This window comes from Pseudomonas sp. CAN1 (assembly GCF_030462585.1).
Classification (GTDB): domain Bacteria; phylum Pseudomonadota; class Gammaproteobacteria; order Pseudomonadales; family Pseudomonadaceae; genus Pseudomonas.
Window position 1 is genome coordinate 90,344 of the sequence record NZ_JASMRU010000015.1, and the last position, 26,206, is coordinate 116,549.

Sequence of the window (26,206 nt, forward strand, 5' to 3'; positions counted from 1 at the left end):
TTTCATGTCCGAATCCGTTACCAAGAACACCCTGGATGTCGTCGTCCTGATGGTCCATGAGGCGCAGGATCAGGTCACCTCAGCGGGGCGAGCCGTGCGGGCGTTGACCCGGGACCTCGAGCGGCGCGGTGTAACCGTGCTGCCCGCTGCGACGGCCGCGGATGCCTGCGCCGTTATCGATTCGAATCCGGCCCTGCAATGTCTGCTGCTGAACTGGGAGTTGCCTGGCGGTGCATTGCCGGTACTGGAGACACTGCGTCGACGTAATGCACAGATGCCTGCCTTCCTCATGGCTTCGCGTGGCGACGCGGCTTCCATCGAGCTTCAGGCGCTGCGCCAGTCGGACGACTTCATCTGGCTGCTGGAAGACACCACCGATTTCATTGGCGGCCGTATCGTCGCCGCCGTCGAGCGCTATCGCGAGGCGGTGCTGCCGCCGATGTTCAAGGCGCTGATGAAGTTCTCCCGCGTCTACGAATATTCCTGGCATACGCCGGGCCATACCGGCGGCACGGGATTCCTCAAGTCGCCGGCCGGGCGCGCGTTCTTCGACTTCTTCGGCGAGGAATTGCTGCGCTCGGACCTGTCGATCTCCGTCGGCGACCTGGGCTCGCTGCTCGACCACAGCGGCCCGATCGGTGAGAGCGAGCGCTACGCCGCGCGGGTATTCGGCTCCCATCGCAGCTATCACGTCACCAATGGCTCCTCGACCTCCAACCGGGTCATCCTGATGGCCAGCGTGACCCGCGATCAGGTCGCGCTGTGCGATCGCAACTGTCACAAGTCGGCGGAGCACGCGATGACCATGTCGGGGGCGATCCCTACCTACCTGGTACCGTCGCGCAACCACCTCGGGCTGATCGGGCCGATCCGCTCCGAGCACCTGACCGCCGTGGCGGTGAAGCGCCAGATTGCCGAGAACGCCCTGGTGCATCCGGGCATCGACCCTGCGCCGCGCCACGCGATCATTACCAACTCCACCTACGATGGCCTTTGCTACAACGTGGCGCGGGTCGAGGAGTTGCTCGGCCAGAGCGTCGACCGTCTGCACTTCGATGAAGCCTGGTATGGCTATGCGCGCTTCAACCCGATCTACCGCCAGCGCCACGCCATGCACGGCGACCCGGCCGAGCAAGGCGCAGACCGCCCCACCGTGTTCGCCACCCAGTCCACCCACAAGCTGCTGGCGGCACTGTCCCAGGCATCGTTCATCCATGTGCGCGACGGGCGTAATCCAGTGGAGCACGCACGCTTCAACGAGTCCTACATGATGCATGCGTCCACTTCGCCGCAATACGCGATCATCGCCTCCAACGATGTGTCGGCGGCGATGATGGACGGGCAGGGCGGGGTGGCGCTGACCACCGACGCCATACGCGAGGCGGTGGCCTTCCGGCGCCTGCTGGCGCGCCTGAACAACGACTTCGCGGAACAGGGCGACTGGTTCTTCGATGCCTGGCAGCCTGACGAGGTACGCGACCCGCGCACCGGGCGCAAGGTGGCTTTCTTCGAGGCGGACGAGGAACTGCTGGTCAGCGACCCGCAATGCTGGACCCTGGCTCCCGGGGCTCAGTGGCATGGCTTCGGCGAGATCGAGGAGGGCTACTGCATGCTCGATCCGATCAAGGTTTCGGTGGTGACGCCGGGCATCTCGCCCACTGGTGGGCTGATGCCGGTGGGTATTCCCGCCGCGGTACTCACTGCCTACCTCGCGCAGCAAGGCATCGTGGTGGAGAAGACCACCGACTTCACCCTGCTGTTCCTCTTCTCCATCGGCATCACCAAGGGCAAGTGGGGCACGCTGGTCAATGCCCTGCTGGGGTTCAAGCGCGACTACGACGCCAACCTGCCGCTGCCCCGTGCGCTGCCGCAGTTGGTGGCCGATTTCCCGCAGCGTTACGCCGACCTGGGCCTGAAGGACCTCTGCGACCGGATGTTCGAAGCGATGGCCGAACTGGATACCACCGCGCTGATGGGGCAGGCCTTCTCGCTGCTGCCCGAGCCGCGGCTGAGCCCGAGCGCTGCCTACGAGCAACTGGTGAAGAACCGTATCGAGTGGCTGACGCTGGAGGAAATGAGCGGCCGCACCGTGGCAACTGGGGTGGTGCCTTATCCGCCGGGTATTCCACTGCTGATGCCGGGTGAGAACGCCGGGCCCGCCGATGGCCCATTGCTGGGTTACCTGGAGGCGCTGGAAGCCTTCGACCGGCGTTTCCCGGGATTCACCCACGATACCCATGGCGTTGAAGTCGAGGATGGCCTCTACCGGGTCGCCTGCATCCAGTCAGATTGAGTCTGTTCGGTTGATGAAAGCCGGCGCAGGGCAATGCCCTGCGCCGGTTTTTTTATCTGCAGAACCCAGGATGTGATCTGGGTTTTCGCCCGAATCCGGGTATGACTTGAACTCATAACTCCTTGAGTTTTTGTGGTTACCGGGCCGTTTCGGCCCGGTGCTAAAAATCGTCGTACCAGCTCATCGACAACAACAAAGAGCGACGCGACATGATCACTTCCCTGCTTTCCCTGCCCTCGATCCGTCCTCCGCGTTCCGGCCTGTCCGGTGCCTTCGCGCACCCGTCCGACTTGCCCGTCGATTCCTGACTCCCTCCGAACTCCCCCCGGCGTCCCTGCGCCGGTTTTGCCACGGGCCGCGCAAGCAGGCCCGGGCTTTCTTACACCCCACGGTTCCATGAGGTACCCCATGAAAAAGCTCGACCTGTACATCGGTGAAGGTTTCGAAGGCCCCGGCGTCAACGCCGCGCATATCAATATCCTGCTCGGCCCGCGCAGCGGCCCGGCCGGCCAGGCCTTCTCCAGCAGCCTGGCGTCGCCCAGCCAGGGCCATTGTCCGTTCATGGTGATCGCCCAGCCGAATATCCCGGTCAAGCCGATGACCCTCTACGTCAACAAGGCCGAGATCAACGGCGACCTGCACGCCAACGCCACCTGGGGCGCGTCCCAGGCCGGCATCGCCAAGGCCGTCACCGAGGCCCTGCTGGACGGCACCCTGCCGCCGGAAGCCGAGGACGAATGGGCCATCGTCACCGCCAACTGGGTCAACCCCGGCTGCGACGACCTCGATGCCGTCTACCTGAACAACTACAACGCCTGCCGCACCGCGATTCATGCGGCGCTGAGCTGCAAGCCCGAGCGTGCGCAGCTGGCCGACGTGGTCAACGCCATCGCCAACCCCTTCTACACCCCCAAGGCCTGAGGTCCGCACCATGGAATACATCCGTCTCGGCAATTCCGGCCTGCAGGTTTCCAAGCTGTGCCTGGGCACCATGAACATGGGGACCCCGGACTGGAAACCGTGGATCTTCGATGAGGCGAAGAGCGAGCCGATCGTCAAGCACGCGCTGGATGCCGGCGTGAACTTCATCGACCTCGCCGACTTCTACTCCGCCGGCGTCGGCGAGGAAGTGGTGTGCCGCATCCTCAAGCGCCTGGTGCGTCGCGAGGACGTGGTGATCACCACCAAGGTCGGCTACGGCACCCGCCCCGGCATCAACGCCAGCGGCCACTCGCGCAAGCACATCATGGATGGCATCGACGCCTCCCTGAAGCGCATGGGCATGGATTACGTCGACATCTACATGCTGCATTTCTACGACGTGAACACCCCGGTGGAAGAGGTGATGGGCGCCCTGAACGACATCGTCCGCGCCGGCAAGGCCCGCTACATCGGCGTATCCACCATGCTTACCGGCCAGCTGGCGAAGATTCTCATGGCCTGCGAGCGCAATGGCTGGGTCAAGCCGATCAACATGCAGCTGCAGCTCAACTGCGCCTACCGCGAGGAAGAGCGCGAGATGATCCCGTTCTGTCGCGACCAGGGCCTCGGTGTCTCGGTATTCAGCCCGCTGGCGCGTGGTTTGCTGACCGGCGACGTGAGCTCCACACGCAACCAGACCGACTTCTTCACCCAACAGATGTACGCCGATGAAGCTTCCTTCGAGATCGCCAGCTCGGTGCAGCGCGTGGCCCAACGCCGTGGCGTGTCCAACGCGCAGATCGCCCAGGCCTGGGTCCTGCAGCACTCCGGCGTGGACTGCATGCTGGTCGGCGCCGACACTACCGCGCAGTTCGACAGCGCCCTGGCCGCGCTGGAGACGCGTCTGGACGACGAGGAGATCCACGAGCTGGAGCGCAATTACACGCCCTGCGACGTGATCAACGACTACACCGCCGGCAAGCGCATTCTGCGTGTGGCCCGGCCCATGCGCGAAGCCTTCGCGCTGACGGAGGCAGTGGCATGAGCGAGCTGCTGAAGACCGGCCACTACATCGACGGCCAATGGGTGAATGGTGGTGTGACCTATCCGGTGCGGAACCCAGCCACCGGCGCACTGATTGTCGAAGTCGCCCGCGGCGGCGCCGAGGAAACCAACGCGGCCATCGCCGCTGCCGAACGCGCACTGCCGGCCTGGCGTGCGCTGACCGCGAAGGAGCGCAGCGCGCGCATTCGCCGCTGGGGCGAGCTGATGCTGCAGCGCCAGGATGACCTGGCGCGCCTGCTCAGCACCGAGCAGGGCAAGCCGCTGGCCGAGGCCAAGGGCGAAGTGGCCTACGCGGCGAGCTTCCTCGAGTGGTTCGCCGAAGAGGCCAAGCGCGTCTACGGCGACGTGATTCCCTCGCACAAGGGCGATGCGCGCATCGTGGTGATCAAGCAGGCCATCGGTGTGGTTGCGGCGATCACTCCGTGGAACTTCCCGCTGGCGATGGTCACCCGCAAGGTTGGCCCGGCGCTGGCCGCCGGCTGCACCATGATCCTCAAACCGTCGGAAGAGACGCCGCTGTCGGCCTTCGCCCTCGCGGTGCTCGCGGAACAGGCGGGTATTCCGGCGGGCGTGTTCAACATCGTCTCCGGCGATGCTCCGGCCATTGGCGGTGCGCTGCAGGCCTCGGGCTCTGTGCGCAAGCTGTCCTTCACCGGTTCGACCCGCACCGGCAAGCTGCTGATGCGCCAGGCGGCCGACACGCTGAAGAAGGTGTCGCTGGAGCTGGGCGGCAACGCGCCGTTCATCGTCTTCGACGACGCCGATATCGACGCCGCCGTGCGCGGCGCCATGGCCTCGAAGTTCCGCAACACCGGGCAGACCTGCGTGTGCGTGAACCGCTTCTATATCCAGGAGCGCGTCTACGAGGCGTTCGTCTCGCGCCTGACCAAGGCAGTCAGTGCCATGCGCGTGGGCAATGCGCTGGAGGGCGAGACCGAGCAAGGCCCGCTGATCAACGAAGCGGCGCTGGCCAAGGTCGAGCAGCATGTTGGCGATGCACTGGAGAAGGGCGCGCGGGTGCTCTGTGGCGGTCGCCGCCACGCGCTGGGCGGCACCTTCTACGAGCCCACCGTGCTGGCCGAGGCGAATCCGCAAATGCTGATCGCCAGTGAGGAAACCTTCGGTCCTGTCGCTGCCTGTTTCCGCTTCCGCGACGAAGCTGAAGTCCTGAATCTGGCGAACGACACGCCCTACGGTCTTTCCGCCTATTTCTACAGCCGCGACATCGGCCGCGTCTGGCGCATGGCCGAAGGCCTGGAAGCCGGCATGGTCGGCATCAACGAAGGAATCATCTCCACCGAAGTGGCGCCCTTTGGCGGCATCAAGGAATCGGGCCTGGGCCGCGAAGGCTCCAAGTACGGCATCGAGGACTACGTGGAGATCAAGTACCTGCTCATGGGCGGCCTGTCTGCCTGACGCCCCTCAAGGAGTTCTGCCTCATCCGCCGCGTCGCTCAGGGCGCGGCGGTTCAACCTCACAGTGTTTCCAATAACAAAAAGTCGGAGACGATCATGTCGGGTCAACCAGTCAAAATCGATGACCTGCCCATCGGCAGGTTCCACATCAAGATCGCCGGCCTCACCTTCGGCGCCCACTTCACCGACGGCTACATCCTCGGCCTGATCGGCATCGCCTTCACCCTGATCAATCCGCAGATGGCGCTGACGCCTTTCTGGCAGGGGCTGATCGGCAGCTCTGCACTGTTCGGCCTGTTCCTCGGCAGCCTGTTCTTCGGCTGGATTTCCGACCACCTTGGCCGGCAGAAGATCTTCCTCATCAGCTTCGTGCTGATCACCATCGCCTCGGTGATGCAGTTCTACGTCGAGTCGGCACTGCAGCTGTTCCTCTGCCGGGTGCTGATCGGTATCGGCCTGGGCGGCGACTTCAGTGTCGGCCACGCCATGCTCGCCGAGTTCTCGCCGCGCAAGCATCGTGGTGTGCTGCTGGGCTCGTTCAGCGTGATCTGGACCTTCGGCTACGTCGCCGCCACCTTCGTCGGCACGGCCATGCTGCCACTGGGCGATGACGCCTGGCGCTGGATGCTGGCGTCCTCCGCCATCCCGGCGGCGATGATCCTGATAGCCCGCATCGGCACACCCGAATCGCCGCGCTGGCTGGTCTACAAGGGCCGCATCGAGGAAGCCCGCGCCATCGTGCGCAAGCACCTGGGCGCCAACGTGGAGATCGACGAGGAGGTCATCAACCGCAAGCACAGCGGCTACAAGGCGCTGTTCAGCCGTGAGTACCGCAAGCGCACGGCGTTCAACTGCCTGTTCTTCATCTGCATCGTCATGCCGTACTTCGCGATCTATACCTTCCTGCCGTCGATCCTGCAGAAGATGGGGCTGTCCGAGGGCTTCGGCACCGAGATGATGCTCAACGCGCTGCTGATTATCGGTGCGTTGCTGGGCATCTGGTGCACCATCAAGTTCAGCCGCCGCGGCTTCCTCATCAACTCCTTCCTGATCCTCGCCGCTTCGCTGTTCCTGCTGGTGCTGCTGCCCGGCAGCATGGCCTGGCTGATGGTGGCGTGCTTCGGCCTGTTCACCCTGGTGCTGTCGGCGGTGAGCAACCTGGTGGGTGTCTACCCGGCGGAAAGCTTCCCCACCGAGGTGCGTGCCGGTGGTATCGGCCTGGCTACCGCGGCCAGTCGCCTGGGTTCGGCATTGAGCACCTTCCTGCTGCCGGTCAGCGTGGCGGGCATCGGCCTTAACCCGACCATGGCGATCCTCGCCGGTATCCTGCTGTTCGGCGCGATCATCTCCATCGCCTGGGCACCGGAAACCAAGTACCTGACGCTGACCGACTGTGGTCGTGGAACGACGGACCCGGCTGCTTCTCCCACTTCGGAAGGGGCTGCTCGCCTGGCCTGATTCGTCCTTCAGAAACAAGTGAAGCGGGCGTACCGGCATGCCGGTACGCCCGTTTTTTCGTGTCCTGAACGGGGCCTCAAAGGGCATCCCATTCGGGATTCTGCTCAGCCGCTGTAGGAATTTGGCGTAACTGACGGGAGGCCCGTCCTTATCGATTTCCTACCCGATTCCAGCGTTGAAGATGCCGATTAAGGTAGCGCCTCCCGCCTCGGATCAGCGGTCTGCCCTGGCCTTTTCGGCCAACCCGACCGCTCCGCAGGCGACCTTATCTTCAGCAAGGAATCGCCATGTACCTCCGTTCCGTACTTGCCTCCCTGACCCTGGGCAGCCTCTCCCTGTTCGCCTTCGCCGATGACAGCAACGAGCAGACCCGCAAGGTCATGACCCAGCACCAGGAAGAGATCAGGAACCAGATCGCCGACGTGGAATACAACCGTCGCCAGGTCATCGAACGCAACATCCAGCTGGCGCCGGCCGAGGCCGAGGCGTTCTGGGGCATCTACAACAGCTACCGCGCCGAAGCAGACAAGCTGGCCGGTGAATCCATCGCGCTGGAAATGGACTTTGTCGAGGCCCTGCAGAAAGGCAGCGTCGGTGAAGACCAGGCGCGTCAGCTGCAGGCCAGGGTGTTCCAGCTCGAAGACAGGAACCAGAAGCTGAAGGAAACCTACGTCGAGCGGATTTCCAAGGAAGTCTCGCCAGTACGTGCGTTGCGCTTCCTGCAGATCGAGACGCAGCTCGATGCCATCGCTCAGGTCCAGACCAACCGGGCTCTGCCTCTGGCGCAGTGATGCCGCTCCTGCCCGGCATCGCCTGCCGGGCTTCCACTCCGTTCGCTGGAGGTACCCATGAAAGTTCTTCGCTTCTCTTCCCTGATGCTCGCCGTTGCCCTGCTCGGCGGCTGTGTGACCGACCAGCAGTTCCTGGCACAGAACCAGAGCGCTGCGATCGACGCCACCGTCTCGCGGGCGAAGTTCGAGCTGAACTGCCCCGACGTCGCCGCCACCGTGCTGTCCAGCAAGGTTACCCAGTTCGCCTACGCCAACAACCGCACCGAATACACCATCGGCGTGCGCGGCTGCGGCCGGCAGTCGGTGTATGTCACCTATTGCCTGACCTCGGACAACTGCAACGCACTATCCGATACCGCACGTATCACGCAGTAGCCGGCTCGCCGCATCGCTTTCCACCCATCGAGCCCAAGGAGGGTTCAACCATGCAATTTCTCAAATCCCTGCCCCTGATCAGCACCCTGGCCATCGCGGTTGCCGCTCCGGCCATGGCTGCCGATATCAAGCTGGGCAGCGCCGTCGAGGCTGACGAGGTGGTGACCAAGGTCGTCTCGGTCGATGCCAAGGATCATCGTCTGGTGGTCGAGGATGCTTCCGGCAAGCACATCACCGTGCAGGTCACCGACGCGGCCCAGGACCTGGGCAACCTGAAGAGCGGTGACTACATCGCCGCGCTGGTCATCCATTCCGTCGCTTTCGACCTCGACACCAAGGTCGAGTCCCGGGCTCCGGGCGGCATCGAGGCCGAAGGCGTGGAGCTGGCCACGCCGAACAACCCGCATCCGGGTGGCGACGCGTTCCGCATGGCGCGAGTGCAGCTGAAGATCGTCGGCATCAACGTCAAGAAGCACGAGCTGACCTTCGAGGGGCCGGATGGCACCACCAAGGTGGTCTCCGTCGACGACCCGAAACTGCGCAGCAAGATGAGCGCGCTGAAGGTCGGCCAGATGCTCAACGTGACCTATGAGGACACCTTGCAGATCGTCACGGCCCATCCCCAGGCCGTCGCTGCCAAGTCCTCCCAGTAATGCCGACGCTCGGGCTCGGGAAAGGGATATCCCGAGCGCCGGGCATTCGTACTTTCGCTGCGGCGAAGACCAGTGGAATCAAGTATGCGTTCGAAAGACCTCGGCTGCCGCGCTGCAGCATTGCTCGTGACCGCCTGCCTGGCGGCCTGTGGACCGGAAGCCAAGGCTCCGGCGGCCCCACCGGTGGCGGTGACCACCCTGATGACCCAGCCTGCGGACCTCCCCGCGAGCATGACTTTCGTGGGCCAGACGCAAAGCCCGCAGGCCGTGGAGATCCGCTCGCGGGTGAACGGTTTCCTGGTCAAGCGCAACTACCTCGAAGGCAGCCAGGTGAAGGCCGGGCAGGTGCTGTTCGAGATCGATCACGCGCCGTTCCAGGCCGACCTGGATTCGGCGAAGGCGCAACTGGCGGCGCAGCAGGCCGCCTATACCCGCGCCAAGGCCAACCTTGATCGTGTGCTGCCCCTGGCCGCCGAGAATGCCCTGAGCCCGAAGGATCGCGATGACGCCATCGCCAGCGCCAAGTCCGCTGAAGCGGCGGTGCAGGCCGCGGCGGCCCAGGTGAGGACCCAGGAGCTGAATCTCTCCTACACCTATATCCGCTCTCCGGTGAATGGCATCAGCGATTACGCCCAGGTCAACGACGGGACCTACGTCAATGCCAGCAACAGCCTGCTGACCACCGTTTCCACCCTCGACCCGATGCGCGTCAGCATGAGCGTCAGCGAGCAGCAGTTCCTGGCGATGCGCGACCAGCGTGCCAGTGGGCGCCTGAGCATGCCGGCGGACGGTCGTCTCGAAGCCGACCTGCTGATGGCGGACGGTTCCAGCTATCCCCAGACCGGGGTAGTCACCTTCGCCTCCAACAGCTTCGACCAGCAGACCGGCACCTTCATGGTCCGCGCCGAGTTCGCCAACCCCAAGGGCGACCTGCACCCGGGGCAGTTCGTCCGCATCACCCTCAAGGGGGCCAGCTACACCAACGCCATCCAGCTTCCGCAGCGAGCGGTCATGCATGGCCCCAAGGGCGACTTCGTCTTCGTCGTGGTCGGCGACAAGGCCGAGGCGCGGCCGGTCCAGGTGGCCGAGCCGAACGGCGACGTCTGGCGCATCGAGAGCGGCCTCAAGGGCGGTGAGCAGGTGGTGGTCGACGGCGCCGGCAAGCTGCAGCCCGGCGGTGTGGTGAAGGTCACCGGCCCTGCGCCGGCGGGCAGCTTCGGCGCCACCGCGACCAAGGCAGAGTGAGGTTCAGGCCATGCTATCGCGCTTCTGTATCGACCGCCCCATCTTCGCCATGGTGCTGTCGCTGATCATCATCATCGCCGGCGGCGTCTCCATCTTCGCCCTGCCGGTGGCCCAGTACCCGGACATCACGCCGATCCAGATCACGGTGACGGCGACCTATCCCGGCGCCGACTCGCAGACCATCGCCTCCACGGTCGCGGCGCCCATCGAGACGCAGGTCAACGGCGTCGACAACATGCTCTACATGCAGTCGGTCAGCTCGCCCACCGGGCAGATGACGCTGAACGTCTACTTCGAGGTGGGCACCGACCCGGACATCGCCCAGGTGCAGGTGCAGAACCGCGTCAGCCAGGCGCTGGCGCAGCTGCCGCAGGCGGTCCAGCAGAACGGCGTGAACGTGCAGAAGCGCTCCTCCAGCTTCCTCATGCTGCTGGCGGTCTATTCGCCGGACAACAGCTTCGACCAGCAGTACGTCGGCAACTACGCCAACCTCTATGTGCTGGACGCGCTCAAGCGCATCCAGGGCGCCAACCAGGCGCAGATCATGGGCGACGCCGACCTGGCCCTGCGAATCTGGCTCAAGCCCGACCGCATGGCCGAACTGGGAATTACCGCCTCCGACGTGCAGAACGCCGTCAGCCAGCAGAACCAGCAGTTTGGCGCCGGCAACATCGGCCAGGCGCCGTCGCAGGGCAAGATGGAGCTGACCTACCCGCTGGTGACGCCGGGGCGGATGAAGAACGCCAGGGAGTTCGAGGAGATCATCCTGCGCGCCGATTCCAACGGCGCGGCCATCGTGCGTCTGGGCGACGTCGCCAAGGCCGAGATCGGCCTCAACCAGTACACCATGCGCTCGTCGATCAACGGCAAGACCGCGACCCTGATCGCGGTCTACCAGCAGGCCGGCTCCAACGCGCTGGAAGTGTCGAAGAACGTGCGCGCAGCCATGGCGGACATGTCGACGACCTTCCCCCAGGGCATCTCCTACGCCATCTCGCTGGATACCACCGAGTTCGTCCGCTCCTCCATCCACGAAGTGGTGATCACGCTGCTGATCGCCATCGTGCTGGTGGTGCTGGTGGTGTTCGTCTTCCTGCAGAGCGTGCGCAGTACCCTGATTCCGGTGGCGGCGGTGTTCGTCGCGGTGATCGGCACCTTCGGCGCGCTGCTGGCGCTGGGCTTCTCGATCAATCTGCTGACCCTGTTCGCCCTGGTACTGGCCATCGGCATCGTGGTGGACGACGCCATCGTGGTGGTGGAAAACGTCGAGCGGAACATGGAGGAGTTCAAGCTCAGCGCCCGCGACGCGACCATCAAGGCCATGGAGGAAGTAACCGGCCCGGTGATCGCCATCGTGCTGGTGCTCTGCGCGGTGTTCATCCCGGTGGCCTTCGTCAGCGGCACCACTGGCCTGCTGTATCGCCAGTTCGCCCTGACCATCGCCTGTTCGGTGGTGATCTCCGGCTTCGTCGCCCTGAGCCTGTCGCCAGCGCTGGCGGCGCTGATCCTGAAACCCGGCCAGCACTCGCGCTTCAAGGGCTTCGAGTGGTTCAACCGGGTCTTCGAAAAGCTCACCCGTGGCTACGTCGCGCTGGTGTCGGTGATGGTGCGTCGCGTCGTGCTGGCCGTGGCCCTGTTCGGCCTGATGCTGGTCGGCATCTGGATGCTCTTCGCGAAGATTCCCACCAGCTTCGTGCCCGAGGAAGACCAGGGTTACCTGCTGGTCGCGGTGATGATGCCGGACTCGTCCAGCCTGGACCGCACCGAGGCGACCACCGAGCAGGTGGCCGCCCTGTTCCGCGAGCATCCGGCGGTACAGGATGCTTCGGCCGTATCGGGCTACAGCTTCATCGACGGGCAGAACCAGACCAACATGGGCACGGTGTTCATCAACCTGAAACCGTCCGAGGAGCGCAAGGGCTTTGCCCTGTCGGCCGAGGGGATCATTCACGCCCTGTATCCGAAGCTCGCGGTGATTCCCCAGGCGCGGATCATCCCGATCAACCCGCCGTCGATTCCCGGCCTGGGCACCCAGGGCGGTTTCGAGTTCTGGGTGGAGAACCGTGGCGATGGTGATGCGAAGGCGTTGCAGGCTGCGACCTGGGGGCTCATCGGTGCCGCCGCCAAACAGCCGGAGCTGAGCGGGCTGATCAGTACCTTCCAGGCCTCTACCCGGCAGATGCGCATCAGCGTCGACAACGCCAAGGCGGAGACCCTGGGCGTGCCCATGGCCGACGTGTATGGCGCACTGCAGACCCAGTTCGGCTCCTCCTATGCCAGCCAGTACGTGCTCGGCAGCCGGGTCTGGCAGGTGATCCTGCAGGGTGCTCCGCAGTACCGCAGCTCGCCCACGGACCTGGGTTACCTGTACGTGAAGCAGAAGAACGACAAGATGATTCCGCTGTCGGCGCTGGTGAAGACCGACTTCACTTCCGGCCCCAGCCTGGTGACGCGCTTCAACAACTTCCCGGCAGCCAAGATCACCGGCAACGCAGGAGCCGGCTACAGCTCCGGCGATTCTATCGCGACCATGCAGCAACTGGCGACCAAGGTGCTGCCGGCGGGCTACAGCTATGCCTGGAGCGGCGAGGCCTACGAGGAGAACAAGGCGGGCAACACCACGGTGCTGGTGTTCATCTTCGGCATCATCATGGTGTTCCTGATCCTCGCTGCGCAGTACGAGTCCTGGACGCTGCCGCTGACCGTGCTCAGCGCTGTGCCGTTCGGCATCTTCGGCGCGCTGGTGGCGATCTGGGCACGCGGCATTCCCAATGACGTGTACTTCCAGATCGGCCTGGTCACCCTGGTCGGCCTGGCGGCGAAGAACGCCATCCTCATCGTCGAGTTCGTCATTCTCCAGCGCCAGGCCGGGCTGTCGCCCATGGACGCGGTGCTGAAGGCTGCAGAGCTGCGCCTGCGCCCGATCATCATGACCTCGCTGGCCTTCATCTTCGGCGCGGTGCCGTTGGCCATCGCTTCCGGGGCCGGAGCCAACTCCCGCCACTCCATCGGCACCGGGATCATCGGCGGCATGCTGGCGGCGACCAGTCTGGCGCTGCTCTTCGTCCCGCTGTTCTCGTACCTGGTCGAGCGCCTCGCCGAACGGCGCAAGGCCCAGGCCAATGAGGGTTTGGTCATTTCGAAGGAGGCCAACTGATGCGGCCCGGAAAACTCTTGCTGGCAGTAGCCATCGCTGCCCTTGGCGGCTGCATGATCGGCCCGGACTACCAGCGTCCCGAAGTGGCCATGCCGGATTCGTTCAGGGCCCACCTGGCGGATACCGCCACCGGCGTGGCGGGGCCCTGGTGGGAGCAGTTCGGCTCCACCACCCTGTCGTCCCTGGTCAACGAAGGCCTGAAGAACAACCTCGACCTGCAACGGGCCGTCGCACGTATCGACCAGTACCGCGGACAGTTGCAGACCGTTCGCTCCGGCCTGTTCCCGCATGTCGGGATTGGGCTGGGAGCCGAGCGTCGCAGGGGCGATCAGTTCGTCGATACGCCGTTGGCCAATTTCGATGGGGTGACGGATCAGTACCAGGCCGGGCTGAATGCCAGCTGGGAAATCGATCTCTGGGGGCGTCTGCGCCGCCTGAGCGAAGCGGCAAATGCCCAATTGCTGAGTGCGCAGTATGCGCAGCGAGGCGTCGCGCTGAGCCTCGCCAGCTCGATCAGCGAGGGCTACCTCAACTTGCTGGCGCTGGATGAGCAGCTGGCGATCGCCCAGCAGACCGCCCAGGCACGCAAGGAAGCTCTGGACATCTTCCAGAAGCGCTACGAGCGTGGGGTGATCCGGCAGATCGAGCTCAGCCAGGCACAGAACGACTACTGGCAGATGCAAGCCACGATTCCCCCGCTGCGGACCAAAATAGCAGCGGCAGAGAACTCGCTGTCGATCCTGCTGGGGCGCTCACCGGGCCCCATCGTGCGCACCGAAAGGCTGGACGCGTTGCGCACTCCCGGGGTGCCGGAGGTCTTGCCAGCCAGTCTGCTCTCGCGGCGGCCGGACCTGCTGCAGGCGGAGCAAGCCGTCGTCGCCAGTAATGCCAAGATCGGCGCGGCCGAAGCCTTGTATCTCCCCAGCCTCAACCTGACCGGCATGATCGGTTTCAGCCGTGGGCAGAGCGGGCAGCTGTTCGAGAGTGCGTCGAAGGTCTGGAATCTCGCGCTGGGCCTCAACCAGAGCGTGTTCGACGCCGGCGGCCTGTCCGGCCAGGTGCTCGAAGCGAAGTCTCTGCACCAGCAATCAGTCCTGGCCTACAAGCAGTCCGTGCTGTCCGCGCTGGCGGACGTGAACGACGCCCTGGTCAACAGCCGCGAGTCCGCGGCGCAGCTGAAAGCGGTCAACCAGCAGGTGGACGCGCTGCAGGTGTATGCACGGCAGGCGCGGCGTCTCTACGAGGGCGGCTATTCCACTTACCTGGACGTGACCACTTCGGAAGAGAAGCTGTTCGATGGACAGCTGCAGCAGGTCGGCAGTCGCCTGTCGGCGCTCAATGCCTTCAATACGCTGTATCTCGCGGTGGGTGGCGGTGTGAGCAACCTGCCGCTGGGCTCGCCGGCTGATCAGCCGCAGTCGCAGGAGACCGTCGCATGGCACTGACCCTGTCGCGCCGCTCGGGAGAGGAGATCCGCCTCTTCTGCGGCAACGAGGTGACCGATGAGGAAATCCTTGCAGCGGTGAGAGGGGAGGGGCTCGCCGTTCGCGTCGATGGCGTCTATGCCCCACTGTCCCGTGAGCCGGTGAAAGGCGTGACGGTGCGCCTTTCGGTACGTGCGCCGCGCTGTATCGAGGTGCTGCGCGGCGAACTGAAAAGCCGCCTGGACGTCCGCTGATTGCAGGCTGAGGTCTGCAGGCCCCTCTCCCAGGTCGGGACGAGGGGCCTGGCCGGCGTCAGTTCTGCGGAACGACTCGTGCCTCGTTACCGGTTCCCTCGATGAAGACCTTCATGCCCTTTGCCAGGGACTGGTTGATGGGCTGGGTGACCGAAACCAGCACGCCACTGTTCATCCGTACGATGACCTGCTCGGCTTCCTTGGGCTGGTCGTAGTGTTTCTTCTCCATATAGTTGCCGCCCAGCGCGCCACCCAGTGCGCCAGCAACCATGGCGACGTCGCGTCCGGTGCCGCCGCCGACCAGGCTGCCCAGGGCCGCGCCGCCAACGCCGCCAAGCACAGCGCCGATACCGGTGTCGTGGTTGGTCTGCATCTGCGTCAGGGTGATCTGTTCAACGCGGCCTGTGCGGATTTCCATTTCCCCCGGACCGCCATTGCCGTCACCGCTGCTTGCGCATGCGCTCAGCGACACGGCGAAGAAGAGTGCGGCGACCCAGGATGTTGCTGGTTTCATCTATCTGTACCTCGATAATCGGATTCAACGATTGCCGTCGATTCGTCCTCGAACCGCGACCTAGAGAGGTTACGGTCTGTCAGACAGGTATGGAGCGCTGAGGCGGTGGTTGGCGAAGAGTCGCCGGGCCTTCTGGGACTTTTCCTGCATCCAGGTTGCGAGGGCTTGAACAGAATGGTCTCGCCATCCCGCTGCAACTCTCGGGAATGGGGGTGGCGCTCCGTGCTCCTGCAGCACTTGGCCAGGTTCTGACGGCGAGTCATGAACCTGGCTTCTTTTTCTCCCCTCAGGGATTGCTCACCAGGCCCAGCCAGTCCTGGAAGCGCTGCACCTTCGACAGTCCCTTGCGCTCCGCCGCGATGTCCAGCCAGTAGCCGTACGGCCCGATCACTTCCACCGGAGTGATCGGCAGCAGGCTGCCGGCGGCCAGCTCGCGCTCGATCATCTGCCGGTCGATCACCGCCAGGCCGCCGCCGGCCAGGGCCGTGTGGATGACCTGGTCGAGGGTGCTGAACTCGATACCGCTGTCGGCATCGACATCATTGCGACCCATCGCCTCCAGCCAGTTCTCCCACACTCGCAGGCGCCTGCCCTCATGCAGGATGTGCAGCAGCGGGTGGGCATTGAGTTCAGGCGCTTGCTCGCCGTCGAACAGTTCCGGGCTGGCCACGGCGATGTGCCGCTCCATCACCAACAGCTCGCTGTGGCAGTGGACGGCCTGCTCCAGGCCGAAGCGGATGCGGCAGTCCAGCTCGCCGGCCGTCTCGCCATCGAGGTGGTTGGTGACGCTCAGGCTGATGTCCGGGTAGCGCTGCAGGAAGGTGCGCAGGCGTGGTGACAGCCAGCGTGCGCTCCAGGTGGGCGGGGCGAGGATGCGCAGGCGCTGGCGCAGGTTCGGTACGCGTACCGCTTGCAGTGCGCGCTCCATCTGGTCGAAGGCTTCGCTCAGATGTGGGGCCAGGGCGCTGCCGGATTCGGTCAGCGTGAGGCCGCGAGGCGTGCGTAGGAAAAGGCTGATTCCGAGGTATTCCTCCAGCTGCTTGATCTGCCGGCTGACGGCTCCCTGGGTGACGTTCAGGGCATCGGCCGCGCGGTTGAAGCTGCGATGGTGGGCCACTTCTTCGAAGACGCGGAGCATGGTCAAGGGCGGCAGGTTACGCATGGCGGGGCCATCCGAAAGTACGCTCAGGGCGCGGGCTTTTTTCGCTGATTCTAGCGGCGGCGATGCCTTCGGAATATGCGTTTTTCTCGGGTTTGACCTGCGATTTTGTCGTTTGTCGGGCGGCTCACCCAAGGGCTAGTTTCGGCCGCGCTCACGGACTGGAGCCCTCCGCCCGTCAGCGCTTCCCATAACGACAAGAAACCTGCCGAGGCACCCTCAACGTGGCCAGACTCCACCTGCCGTTCCTGCTTCCTTTCCTGCTTGCAACCAGTACTGCCGCACTCGCCGTCCCGGTGACGGAGAACCTGGATATCGGCGGCGCCGTGCGCGCCCGTTGGGACCACGATCCGGACCGCGACATCGAGAAGTTCGGCATCGATACCGCAATGCTGCGCGTGACCTACACCTCCGACAGCTGGATCGGCGCCGCGCGCTACCGCTGGTACGGCAAGGCCTACCCCTACCAGTACACGAAGAACTTCGGCGACATCCACTTCGCCGAGTACGCCTGGGTCGGCTACAAGTTCGATGCCGACAAGCAGGTGCAGGTCGGCCTCAACAGCATTCCCTTCGGCCTGCAGCCGTACTTCGGCAGCACCTTCTACGAGACCCTGGGCAACGTCGTTGGCCTGGAAGACGTCAATGACGTCGGCGTGAAGTACATCCAGCAGCAGGATGAGTGGAACTTCCAGTTCGGCGCCTATGCCCGCCCCGCCTGGGCCGGCCATGGCACCAGCAACGGCGCCAGCTATTCCACTGTGGTGACCGACGCCGACAGCTACGTTCCGGACGGCAACCGCAACAAGGAACGGCAGATCCTGGTCGGCCGCGTGGCCCGCTCGCTGCAGCTGGGCGACTGGAAGTCCGAAGTGGGCGTTTCCGCGCTGACCTCGCGGCTGGAAAACCGCGACACCAACGACGACGGCCGGCGCAATGCCTACGCAGTGCATTACCTGGGGCAGAACGGCCCATGGGGCGTGCAATTGCAAGCCGCTCGGCAGCAAATGTCGCCTAGGAATCCGGGTAGCGACGAGGTAGTCACATTCGGTGGGTACGACGGTACATTCAATGTCGCTAGTCGCGGTAACCTGTATGTCGGTGATCTGAGCTACAGCATTCCAGGAAATTTCCTTGATGGCTGGGTCAGTGGTGTGAAGGTCTATGGCAACTACAGCGCCTTCGACAAGTCCGCCGACGACTTCAAGACCTCCGAGCGTTTCATCCTCGGCACCTCCTTCTCGGTGAAGGCGCTGTACATCGCGGTGGAATGGCTCAACGGGCGCAACGATCCCTACATCGGCGGCAGCAGTTACACCCAGAGTCTGGCCGAAGGTGGCACCGATCACTGGGAGAACCAGCTCTACGCCAACATCGGCTATTACTTCTGAGCAGGGCTCGGACGATGCCCGCACGGCGACGGTCGGCGGGCAGGGAAGGGTGGGTGAAACGCAAGATTCCGGCGCTCAATGCGCTGAAAGCCTTCGAGGTGGCCGGTAGCACGGGCAGCTTTACCCGTGCCGCCGAGCTGCTCAACGTGACCCAGAGCGCGGTCAGCCGCCAGGTCCGCCAGCTGGAGGAACAGCTCGGCGAAGACCTGCTGATCCGCCGTCACCACCACCTGGAGCTGACCGAGGCCGGGCGCGTGCTGCTGCGCGCGCTGCAGCTGTCGTTCGACCGCATCGAGCTGACCGTGCGCGGCATCCAGCAGCGCCACCATCTCAACCGCCTGCGGGTCAACGCGCCGCCGACCTTCGCCCTGCGCTGGCTGCTGCCGCGCCTGGGGCGGCTGCGTGAAGCTCACCCGGACCTGGAAGTGAGCCTGACCACCAACCTGCAGGACAGCCTCGCGCAGAGCAGCACGCTGGATTGCGCGATCCGCTTCGGCAATGGCGAGTGGGATGGCCTGGACAGTTCGCTGCTGATGCATGAACGGCACATCGCGGTGTGCGCACCCAGCCTGCTGGCGCAGCGCGAGGAGCAGGACATCGACCTGCGCAGCATGACTCTGCTGCATGTGCTGGCCCGCGATGACCAGCGCTTCCTGACCTGGCGGCACTGGCTGGACGCGGCGAAGATCCAGGGTGTCGACCTGCAGGGCGGCTACGAATTCGACCTGCTGGACATGGCCATCCGCGCGGCCATCGATGGCCTGGGCATCACCATCGCCGACCGGCAGATGGTGACCCGCGAACTGGCTGCCGGGCAGCTGGTGCAGATGCTTGACGTGGAGGTGCAGGGGCACCAGTCCTACTGGTGGGTCAGTCGTCCGGAACAGGAGCTGCCGCCCCATGTCCAGCGCTTCCACGAGTGGCTGCAGCAGGAAGTCTGGACCGCCGAACGCAACCTGGCGGGATCGGGTTCCATCATCAATCTTTCCTGAATAGCCAGCGGTGATTTCCGACCGGGAGCTGGCGCTTTCCTACGGCTAGTAACCTGCGTTTTTCGCAAGTTACTGCGGTCTATTAATCGCTTGTCGCTCCCTCGGTGCCTACCGAAACTTCAGACAACCGATAACGACAAGAGTCACCTCATGCCTGCAGCCATGCTGCCTGCATGCAGCAGTCTGCAGCTTGTCGTTCCGTGCGGCCTTCACCGGCCCGAAGCCTTGCTTGAACGACAGGACATGACCATGCGTACAGATCGTAACTTCATCGACGGCCGTTTCGCCGACGCCTCCTCCGCCCATATCGCCGTGTTCGACCCGGCGACCGAGCAGCAGGTGGCCCAGGTGCCGGCCGCGACCGAGGCCGATGTGCGCAACGCCGTCGAAGTGGCCGCTCGCGCCCAGCGCAGCTGGGCCCGCCTGCCGGCCATCGAACGTGGCGAGCACCTGCGCCGCTTCGCCGACGCCCTGGAACGCAATGCCGATCGCATTGGCGCGGCACTGGCTGCCGAGTCCGGCAAAAGCCTGGCCGACGCCAGCAGCGAAGCCTTCTACGCCGGCCAGATCACCCGCTACCACGCCGAATGGGCGCGCCGTATCGAAGGCGAGGTGATTCCCAGTGACTCCACCGACGAAACCCTCCTGCTGCAGCGCGAGCCGATTGGCGTGGTCGCGGCACTGATCCCGTTCAACTATCCGGTCTATACCTTCCTGCGCAAGGTCGCCCCGGCGCTGATCACCGGCAACACCGTGGTGGTGCGTCCGAGCAACAACACCCCGACCTCGGCGTTCGAGATCGCCCGTTGCGCCGAGGAAGCTGGCTTGCCCGCCGGCGTGCTCAACGTGCTGACCATGAATCACGGCGAAGCCGGTGTGCTCTGCCAGCACCCGAAGATCGGCATGATCACCCTGACTGGCAGCGTTGGCGCCGGCCGCATCGTGCTCGACTACTGCAAGGCCAACATTGCCAGGCCGTCCCTGGAACTGGGCGGCAAGACCCCGGCGATCATCGAGCCCGATGCCGACCTGGAGAAGGCCGCMGAAGCCATCGTCGCCGCCAAGCTCGCCCACAGCGGCCAGCGTTGCACCGCCATCGAGCGCGTCTACGTGCAGGCCAGCGTGCATGACCGCTTCCTCGCCCTGCTGCGCGAGAAGATGGCTGCCGTGCGCATCGGCAACCGCGCTGCTGACGCCAGCCTGATGGGCCCGCTGCAGCACGCCCGTGCTCGCCAGGATGTGCACGCCAAGGTTCAGCGTGCGCTGGCCGAAGGTGCGGTGCTGGAGTGCGGCGGCGTGCTGCCCGAAGGTGCCGGTCACTACTACCCGGCGACCCTGCTCAGCAACTGCCGCCAGGACATGGAAATTGTCCAGGAGGAAATCTTCGGCCCGGTGCTGCCGGTGCTGTCCTACGAGACCCTCGACGAAGCGCTGGCCATGGCCAACGACCACCAGTTCGGCCTGGCCTCGGTGCTCTACACCGAGAACTACCGCAACGCCATGAAGGTCGCCAACCACATCGAGGCCGGCGAGATCTACGTCAACCGCACACCGGCCGACCCTTACCAGGGCTACCACGCCGGCTGGAAGCGCTCGGGCCTGGGCGGCGACGACGGCAAGCACGGCATGCTCGAGTTCACCCAGACCCGTCTGGTGGTCCTGAAATTCTGATTCGCTGATTCAACTCCACGGGGCCCACTGCCTGGGCTCCGTCTTTCCCACTGCTGTTCCGACCAGTTGCCGGCGACCGCGCCGGCTGCGAGATGCATGATGAAAAAAACAATAAGTGCAGAAGCCATGCCCATGGCCGTGCCCGCTAACGCCAACCTCACCCGTTACATCCAGCTCGCCCTGCTCGTCCTTGCAGCGGGCGCGATCTATCCCATGCTGTACCTGCGCCAGGTGTACCAGAGCACCATGCTCGAGGCGCTGGCGATCAACAACAGCGAACTGGGCTACCTCTATTCGATCCTCGGCACTGCCTTCCTGCTCAGCTACCTGCCCAGCGGTTGGCTGGCGGACCGCCTGTCGCCACGCTTCCTGATCAGCTTCTCGCTGATCGGTACCGGCCTGCTGGGCATGTGGTACGCCATGCTGCCGGGCTTCAACATGCTGCTGGTGATCTTCTGCGGCTTCGGCATCACCACCGGACTGACCTTCTGGGCCGCGCTGATCAAGCGGGTGAAGATGCTCGCCGGCGAAGACGAGCAGGGCCGCTTCTTTGGCGTGCTCGACGGTGGCCGCGGGCTGGTCGAGGCGCTGCTGGCAACCGTCGCCATCGCGCTGTTTGCCTACGTCACCGAGACCCGCGGCGAGAAGAACGCCCAGGGCCTGCAGCTGGTGATCCACATGTACGCGATCTTCTGCATCGTGCTCGGCGTGGCGCTGATGGCCGTGCGTGATCCGCAGAAGAACACTCGCGATGCCAACGCCGAGAAGGGCAACCTGCTGGACGACTTCAAGACCCTGCTGCGCATTCCCGAGCTGTGGCTGGTGACCGCCATCGTGTTCTGCGGCTACCACTTCTTCTGGGCCACCTACAGCTTCTCGGCCTACCTGCAGGAAGGCGGCTTCGGTCTCAGCGCCACCGCCGCCGGCCTGATCACCACCATCAAGCTGTGGATGCGCCCGCTGGGTGGCATCGGCGGCGGCTGGCTGGGTGACCGCTTCACCCGCACCGGCGTGCTGACCTGGGCCATGCTCTTCGCGGCGCTGGGCATGATCGGCCTGATCGTGCTGCCGAGCCTGCATGTACTGGGCGTGCTGATCTTCCTGGTGATCTTCATCGGCCTGATGACCTACGCCATCCGCGGCCTGTACTGGGCGATCCTCGACGACTGCCACATCCCGCTGCGCGTCACTGGCCTGGCCATCGGCATCATCTCGGTGCTGGGCTACGCCCCGGACGCCTACCTGCCCCTGCTCAACGGCTACATCACCGACCGCTTCCCCGGCTTCGTCGGCTACCAGATCTACTTCTCCTACGTTGTGGTAATGGGCCTGCTGGGCGTGGTCGCCACCCTGATCCTGAACAAGCGCATCCAGAAGAGAGCGAAAAACGCATGAAGATCGTCTCCCTCGAAACCCATGTGGTTGCCGTCCCGCCGCCCCACGTCGGCGGCATGTACTGGCTGTTCGTCAAGCTGAAGACCGATTGCGGCATCGAAGGCGTCGGCGAGATCTACGCCGCCACCTTCCACCCCAAAGTCATGGTCCCGGCCATCGAAGACGTGTTCGGTCGCTACCTGGAGAACCAGGACCCGCACCATATCGAGCGCTTCTTCCGCCGTGCGTATTCGAGCGGTTTCACCCAGCGCCCTGACCTGACCATGATGGGCATCGTCAGCGGCCTGGAAATGGCCTGCTGGGACATCATCGGCAAGGCGGCGAACAAGCCGGTGTATGAGCTGCTCGGCGGCAAGGTCCACGAGCGCCTGCGCTCCTACACCTACCTGTACCCGAAGAACGCCCAGGGCGAGTACGACTACTCCGACCCGGACCTGGCCGCCGAGTGCGCCATCGAGAACATGAAGCTCGGCTTCACCGCGCTGAAGTTCGACCCGGCCGGCCCCTACACCGCGTTCTCCGGCCACCAGGTATCGCTGGAAGTGCTCGATCGCTGCGAGACCTTCTGCCGCAAGATCCGCGAGGCGGTGGGCAGCCAATGCGACCTGCTGTTCGGCACCCACGGGCAGATGGTGCCGTCCTCGGCCATCCGCCTGGCCAAGCGCCTGGAGAAGTACGACCCGCTGTGGTTCGAAGAGCCGATCCCGCCGGGCCAGGAAGACGCCATGGGCCAGGTGGCTGCCAAGACCAGCATCCCGATTGCCACCGGCGAGCGCCTGACCACCAAGTACGAGTTCTTCAAGCTGCTGCAGGCCGGCGGCGCGTCGATCCTGCAGATGAACGTCGGTCGCTGCGGCGGCCTGCTCGAAGGCAAGAAGATCGCCTCCATGGCCGAAGCCTTCTACGCGCAGATCGCCCCGCACCTCTACAACGGCCCGATCGGCGCAGCGGCGAGCTTCCAGCTGGCAGCCTGCACGCCGAACTTCCTGATCCAGGAAAGCATCGGCACCTGGGACGGCTTCCACGCGCAGGTGCTGAAGAAGCCGCTGCAGTGGGAAGACGGCTACATCATCCCGTCCAGCGAGCCAGGCCTTGGCGTCGAGCTGAACATGGACGTGGTGCGCGCCCACAGCCCCTACACCGGCGAGCGTCTGCACCTGCAGATGGGCCCGGACCCTGTCGACGTGAAAGACAACGCACCGGCCAAAGGCTGATGCCGGACCCGCTGCCGCCTTTCCCTTCAAGGAAAGGCGGGGGCGGGGTTCTACCCAAAACCGCGGTACGCAATCCATGAAATACGACTACATCATCGTCGGCGCCGGTTCTGCCGGCTGCATCCTCGCCGCCCGCCTGAGCGAATCGGGCGAACACAGCGTCCTGCTGCTGGAGGCTGGCGGCAAGGACAGCTCGCACTGGTTCAAGATCCCGGTGGGCTTCGCCAAGCTCTACTACAACCCGACCTTCAACTGGATGTACTACAGCCAGCCGCAGAAGCAGCTCGCCAACCGCGAACTCTATGCGCCGCGCGGCAAGGTGCAGGGTGGTTCGGGCTCGATCAACGCGATGATCTACGTGCGCGGCCAGGCCCATGACTTCGATGACTGGGCGGCCAACGGCAACGAGGGCTGGTCGTTCAAGGACGTACTGCCGTACTTCCGCAAGCTGGAATCGCACCCGCTGGGCAACACCGAGTACCACGGCGCCAACGGTCCGATTCGGATCACGCCGATGAAGGGCCACACCCACCCGATCTGCGACAGCTTCCTCAAGGGCTGCCAGGAGCTGGGCTACCCGCTGAGCGAAGACTTCAACGGCAAGGACTTCGAAGGCGCCGGCCTCTACGACGTCAACACGAAAAACGGCCAGCGCTGCTCCAGCAGCTTCGCCTACCTGCACCCGGCGCAGAACCGCTCCAACCTGAGCATCGAGCGCAACGCGCTGGTGGAGCGCGTGCTGTTCGACGAGAACAAGCGTGCCATCGGTGTGAGCCTGACGCAGAACGGCGTGCAGCGTGAGTTCCACGCCAAGCGCGAAGTGATCCTTGCCGCTGGCGCGGTGGATTCGCCCAAGCTGCTGCAACTCTCCGGCGTCGCCGACAGCGCGTTGCTCGAACAGCATCAGATTCCCCTGGTCCATGAACTGCCTGCCGTGGGCAAGAACCTGCAGGATCACCTCTGCGTCAGCTACTACTACAAGGCCAATATCCGTACCCTGAACGACGACTTCGGTTCGCTGTTCGGCCAGGCGAAACTGGGCCTGGAGTACCTGCTGACTCGCAAGGGCCCGCTGTCGATGAGCGTGAACCAGAGTGGCGGCTTCTTCCGCGGCAACGACGCCGAAGCGCATCCGAACCTGCAGCTGTACTTCAACCCGCTCTCGTACCAGATCCCCAAGAGCAACAAGGCCAGCCTGAAACCCGAGCCGTACTCGGGCTTCCTGCTCTGCTTCAACCCGTGCCGGCCGACCAGCCGTGGCGAAATTCGCATCGCCTCGAAGAACCCGGCCGATGCCGCGCTGATCGACCCGAACTACCTGAGCACGCAGAAGGACATCGACGAGGCCATCCAGGGCAACCACCTGATCCGCAAGATCATGAACGCCCCGGCGCTGAAGAAGATCACCGTCGAGGAAGTGCTGCCCGGCCCGGCGACCCAGACCGACGAGCAGATGCTGCAGTACTTCCGCGAGAACTGCGGCTCGATCTACCACCTGTGCGGCAGCTGTGCCATGGGCAGCGACTCGCAGACCTCGGTGGTGGACAACCGTCTGCGTGTGCACGGCCTCCAGGGTCTGCGCGTGGTCGATGCGTCGATCTTCCCCAACGTCACCTCCGGCAACACCAATGCTGCAGCGATGATGGTGGCGGAGAAGGGCGCCGACCTGATCCTCGAAGACGCCCGCCAGGTCGCCGAGCAGCGCGCCAGCGCCAAGACCGCCCAGCACGCAGCGGTGTAGTAGCGGCGTATTACCCGCTGCCCGCGCCACTGACTAAGCTCTCCCGCATGCCCGGCCACCATGGCCGGGCCCTGCCGGGAGGATGCCCAGATGGCTGCGAAGAAGATCCTGATGCTGGTCGGCGACTACGCCGAAGACTACGAAACCATGGTGCCGTTCCAGGCACTGCTGATGGTCGGGCACACCGTCCATGCCGTCTGCCCGGACAAGAAGGCCGGCCAGAGCATCCGCACCGCCATCCATGACTTCGAAGGCGATCAGACCTACAGCGAGAAGCCCGGTCACAACTTCGCCCTCAACGCCGACTTCGCCGCCGTGCGCGCCGAAGACTACGACGCGCTGCTGATCCCCGGCGGCCGCGCCCCGGAATACCTGCGCCTGAACGCCAAGGTGATCGAACTGGTGAAAGCCTTCGACGCCGCGAAGAAGCCCATCGCTGCCGTCTGCCACGGCGCCCAGCTGCTGGCCGCCGCCGGCTTGCTCAAGGGCCGCGCGTGCAGCGCCTACCCGGCCTGCGGCCCGGAAGTGACGCTGGCCGGAGGCGAGTACGTGGACATCCCGGTGGACGCCGCCCATGTCGACGGCAATCTGGTCACCGCTCCGGCCTGGCCGGCGCATCCGGCGTGGCTGGCGAAATTCCTCGACGTGCTGGGCACGAAGATCAGCCTGTAAACTGGCCCGACATCGAAGCTGGAGCAGCCGTCCATGTGCGAACTCTACGTAAAGGCCGACCCGATTCTCTACGAGTCGCGCTCGCGCTCGCTGCGCATCCGCGGCGTGGTCACCACGCTGCGCCTGGAGAACCAGTTCTGGGACATCCTGCGCGAGATCGCCGAGGTGGACGGCATGACCACCAACCAGCTGATCACCAAGCTCTACGACGAGGTGATGGACTACCGCGGGGAGGTGGTGAACTTCGCCTCCTTCCTGCGGGTGAGCTGCACGCGCTTCCTCGCCCAGCGCCGCGACAAGGTCACCGAACTGAGCCTGGTGGCGCGCAGCGCGTCCTGAGTCGGCATCCGCCCACAGCCTCTGTCGAACTGTCCGATCCCCGCGGCCGGCGTGGCTTCCTAGACTG

22 protein-coding genes are annotated in these 26,206 nt (G+C 64.7%); 20 read left to right on the top strand and 2 right to left on the bottom strand.

What is annotated here, in order from left to right; genetic code table 11:
• Positions 1–4 precede the first annotated feature (4 nt).
• The 12 genes from QO207_RS19415 to QO207_RS19470 all read left to right on the top strand — a co-directional run bounded on the left by QO207_RS19415 (position 5) and on the right by QO207_RS19470 (position 15,051).
• Complete coding sequence (locus QO207_RS19415) at positions 5–2,293, top strand: Orn/Lys/Arg decarboxylase N-terminal domain-containing protein (RefSeq protein WP_301533946.1); 2,289 nt, start codon at positions 5–7, stop codon at positions 2,291–2,293.
• A gap of 408 nt (positions 2,294–2,701) precedes the next feature.
• The gene (fae, locus tag QO207_RS19420; RefSeq protein ID WP_301533947.1) at positions 2,702–3,214 is read left to right on the top strand and encodes a formaldehyde-activating enzyme; all 513 of its coding nucleotides are present in this window, start codon (positions 2,702–2,704) and stop codon (positions 3,212–3,214) included.
• A 10-nt stretch (positions 3,215–3,224) separates the two neighbouring features.
• The gene (locus QO207_RS19425) at positions 3,225–4,259 is read left to right on the top strand and encodes an aldo/keto reductase (protein WP_301533948.1); all 1,035 of its coding nucleotides are present in this window, start codon (positions 3,225–3,227) and stop codon (positions 4,257–4,259) included.
• Complete coding sequence (locus tag QO207_RS19430) at positions 4,256–5,695, top strand: NAD-dependent succinate-semialdehyde dehydrogenase (RefSeq protein WP_301533949.1); 1,440 nt, start codon at positions 4,256–4,258, stop codon at positions 5,693–5,695. Before QO207_RS19425 ends, QO207_RS19430 begins: the two co-directional genes overlap by 4 nt.
• Positions 5,696–5,790: 95 nt before the next feature.
• Complete coding sequence (locus tag QO207_RS19435) at positions 5,791–7,152, top strand: MFS transporter (RefSeq protein WP_301533950.1); 1,362 nt, start codon at positions 5,791–5,793, stop codon at positions 7,150–7,152.
• A gap of 287 nt (positions 7,153–7,439) precedes the next feature.
• Positions 7,440–7,943, top strand: a complete 504-nt coding sequence (locus tag QO207_RS19440) for a transcriptional regulator (RefSeq protein WP_301533951.1) — start codon at positions 7,440–7,442, stop codon at positions 7,941–7,943.
• Between the two features lie 57 nt (positions 7,944–8,000).
• The gene (locus QO207_RS19445) at positions 8,001–8,318 is read left to right on the top strand and encodes a hypothetical protein (RefSeq protein ID WP_301533952.1); all 318 of its coding nucleotides are present in this window, start codon (positions 8,001–8,003) and stop codon (positions 8,316–8,318) included.
• A gap of 50 nt (positions 8,319–8,368) precedes the next feature.
• Complete coding sequence (locus QO207_RS19450; protein WP_301533953.1) at positions 8,369–8,971, top strand: hypothetical protein; 603 nt, start codon at positions 8,369–8,371, stop codon at positions 8,969–8,971.
• 84 nt (positions 8,972–9,055) lie between these two features.
• Entirely contained in the window at positions 9,056–10,216 is a 1,161-nt protein-coding gene (locus QO207_RS19455; protein WP_301533954.1) for an efflux RND transporter periplasmic adaptor subunit, read from the top strand.
• A gap of 10 nt (positions 10,217–10,226) precedes the next feature.
• Positions 10,227–13,373, top strand: coding sequence for an efflux RND transporter permease subunit (locus tag QO207_RS19460; RefSeq protein WP_301533955.1), 3,147 nt, complete (start codon positions 10,227–10,229; stop codon positions 13,371–13,373).
• Positions 13,373–14,818: an efflux transporter outer membrane subunit gene (locus QO207_RS19465; protein ID WP_301533956.1), complete on the top strand. Its 1,446-nt coding sequence runs from the start codon at positions 13,373–13,375 to the stop codon at positions 14,816–14,818. Before QO207_RS19460 ends, QO207_RS19465 begins: the two co-directional genes overlap by 1 nt.
• The gene (locus QO207_RS19470) at positions 14,809–15,051 is read left to right on the top strand and encodes a hypothetical protein (RefSeq protein WP_301533957.1); all 243 of its coding nucleotides are present in this window, start codon (positions 14,809–14,811) and stop codon (positions 15,049–15,051) included. Before QO207_RS19465 ends, QO207_RS19470 begins: the two co-directional genes overlap by 10 nt.
• A gap of 58 nt (positions 15,052–15,109) precedes the next feature.
• On the opposite strand, the gene QO207_RS19475 is transcribed toward QO207_RS19470, so the two are convergent.
• The gene (locus tag QO207_RS19475; protein WP_301533958.1) at positions 15,110–15,565 is read right to left on the bottom strand and encodes a glycine zipper 2TM domain-containing protein; all 456 of its coding nucleotides are present in this window, start codon (positions 15,563–15,565) and stop codon (positions 15,110–15,112) included.
• A 286-nt stretch (positions 15,566–15,851) separates the two neighbouring features.
• On the bottom strand, positions 15,852–16,727 hold the full coding sequence (locus tag QO207_RS19480) for a LysR substrate-binding domain-containing protein (protein ID WP_301533959.1): 876 nt from the start codon (positions 16,725–16,727) through the stop codon (positions 15,852–15,854).
• 221 nt (positions 16,728–16,948) lie between these two features.
• On the opposite strand from QO207_RS19480, the gene QO207_RS19485 reads away from it, so the two are divergent.
• The 8 genes from QO207_RS19485 (at position 16,949) to QO207_RS19520 (ending at position 26,139) form a co-directional block, all read left to right on the top strand.
• Complete coding sequence (locus QO207_RS19485; RefSeq protein ID WP_301533960.1) at positions 16,949–18,115, top strand: hypothetical protein; 1,167 nt, start codon at positions 16,949–16,951, stop codon at positions 18,113–18,115.
• A gap of 53 nt (positions 18,116–18,168) precedes the next feature.
• Entirely contained in the window at positions 18,169–19,107 is a 939-nt protein-coding gene (locus QO207_RS19490; protein ID WP_301533961.1) for a LysR substrate-binding domain-containing protein, read from the top strand.
• A 249-nt stretch (positions 19,108–19,356) separates the two neighbouring features.
• The gene (gene aldA, locus QO207_RS19495) at positions 19,357–20,778 is read left to right on the top strand and encodes an aldehyde dehydrogenase (protein ID WP_301533962.1); all 1,422 of its coding nucleotides are present in this window, start codon (positions 19,357–19,359) and stop codon (positions 20,776–20,778) included.
• Between the two features lie 132 nt (positions 20,779–20,910).
• Positions 20,911–22,173 (top strand): nitrate/nitrite transporter, encoded by a 1,263-nt coding sequence (locus tag QO207_RS19500; protein ID WP_301533963.1) that lies wholly within the window; start codon positions 20,911–20,913, stop codon positions 22,171–22,173.
• Positions 22,170–23,387: a mandelate racemase/muconate lactonizing enzyme family protein gene (locus QO207_RS19505; RefSeq protein WP_301533964.1), complete on the top strand. Its 1,218-nt coding sequence runs from the start codon at positions 22,170–22,172 to the stop codon at positions 23,385–23,387. The genes QO207_RS19500 and QO207_RS19505 overlap by 4 nt, the downstream gene beginning before the upstream one ends.
• A 76-nt stretch (positions 23,388–23,463) precedes the next feature.
• Positions 23,464–25,128, top strand: a complete 1,665-nt coding sequence (locus QO207_RS19510) for a GMC family oxidoreductase (RefSeq protein WP_301533965.1) — start codon at positions 23,464–23,466, stop codon at positions 25,126–25,128.
• 90 nt (positions 25,129–25,218) lie between these two features.
• Complete coding sequence (locus QO207_RS19515) at positions 25,219–25,800, top strand: DJ-1/PfpI family protein (RefSeq protein WP_301533966.1); 582 nt, start codon at positions 25,219–25,221, stop codon at positions 25,798–25,800.
• 33 nt (positions 25,801–25,833) lie between these two features.
• Complete coding sequence (locus QO207_RS19520; protein ID WP_081516329.1) at positions 25,834–26,139, top strand: ribbon-helix-helix domain-containing protein; 306 nt, start codon at positions 25,834–25,836, stop codon at positions 26,137–26,139.
• Positions 26,140–26,206 lie beyond the last annotated feature (67 nt).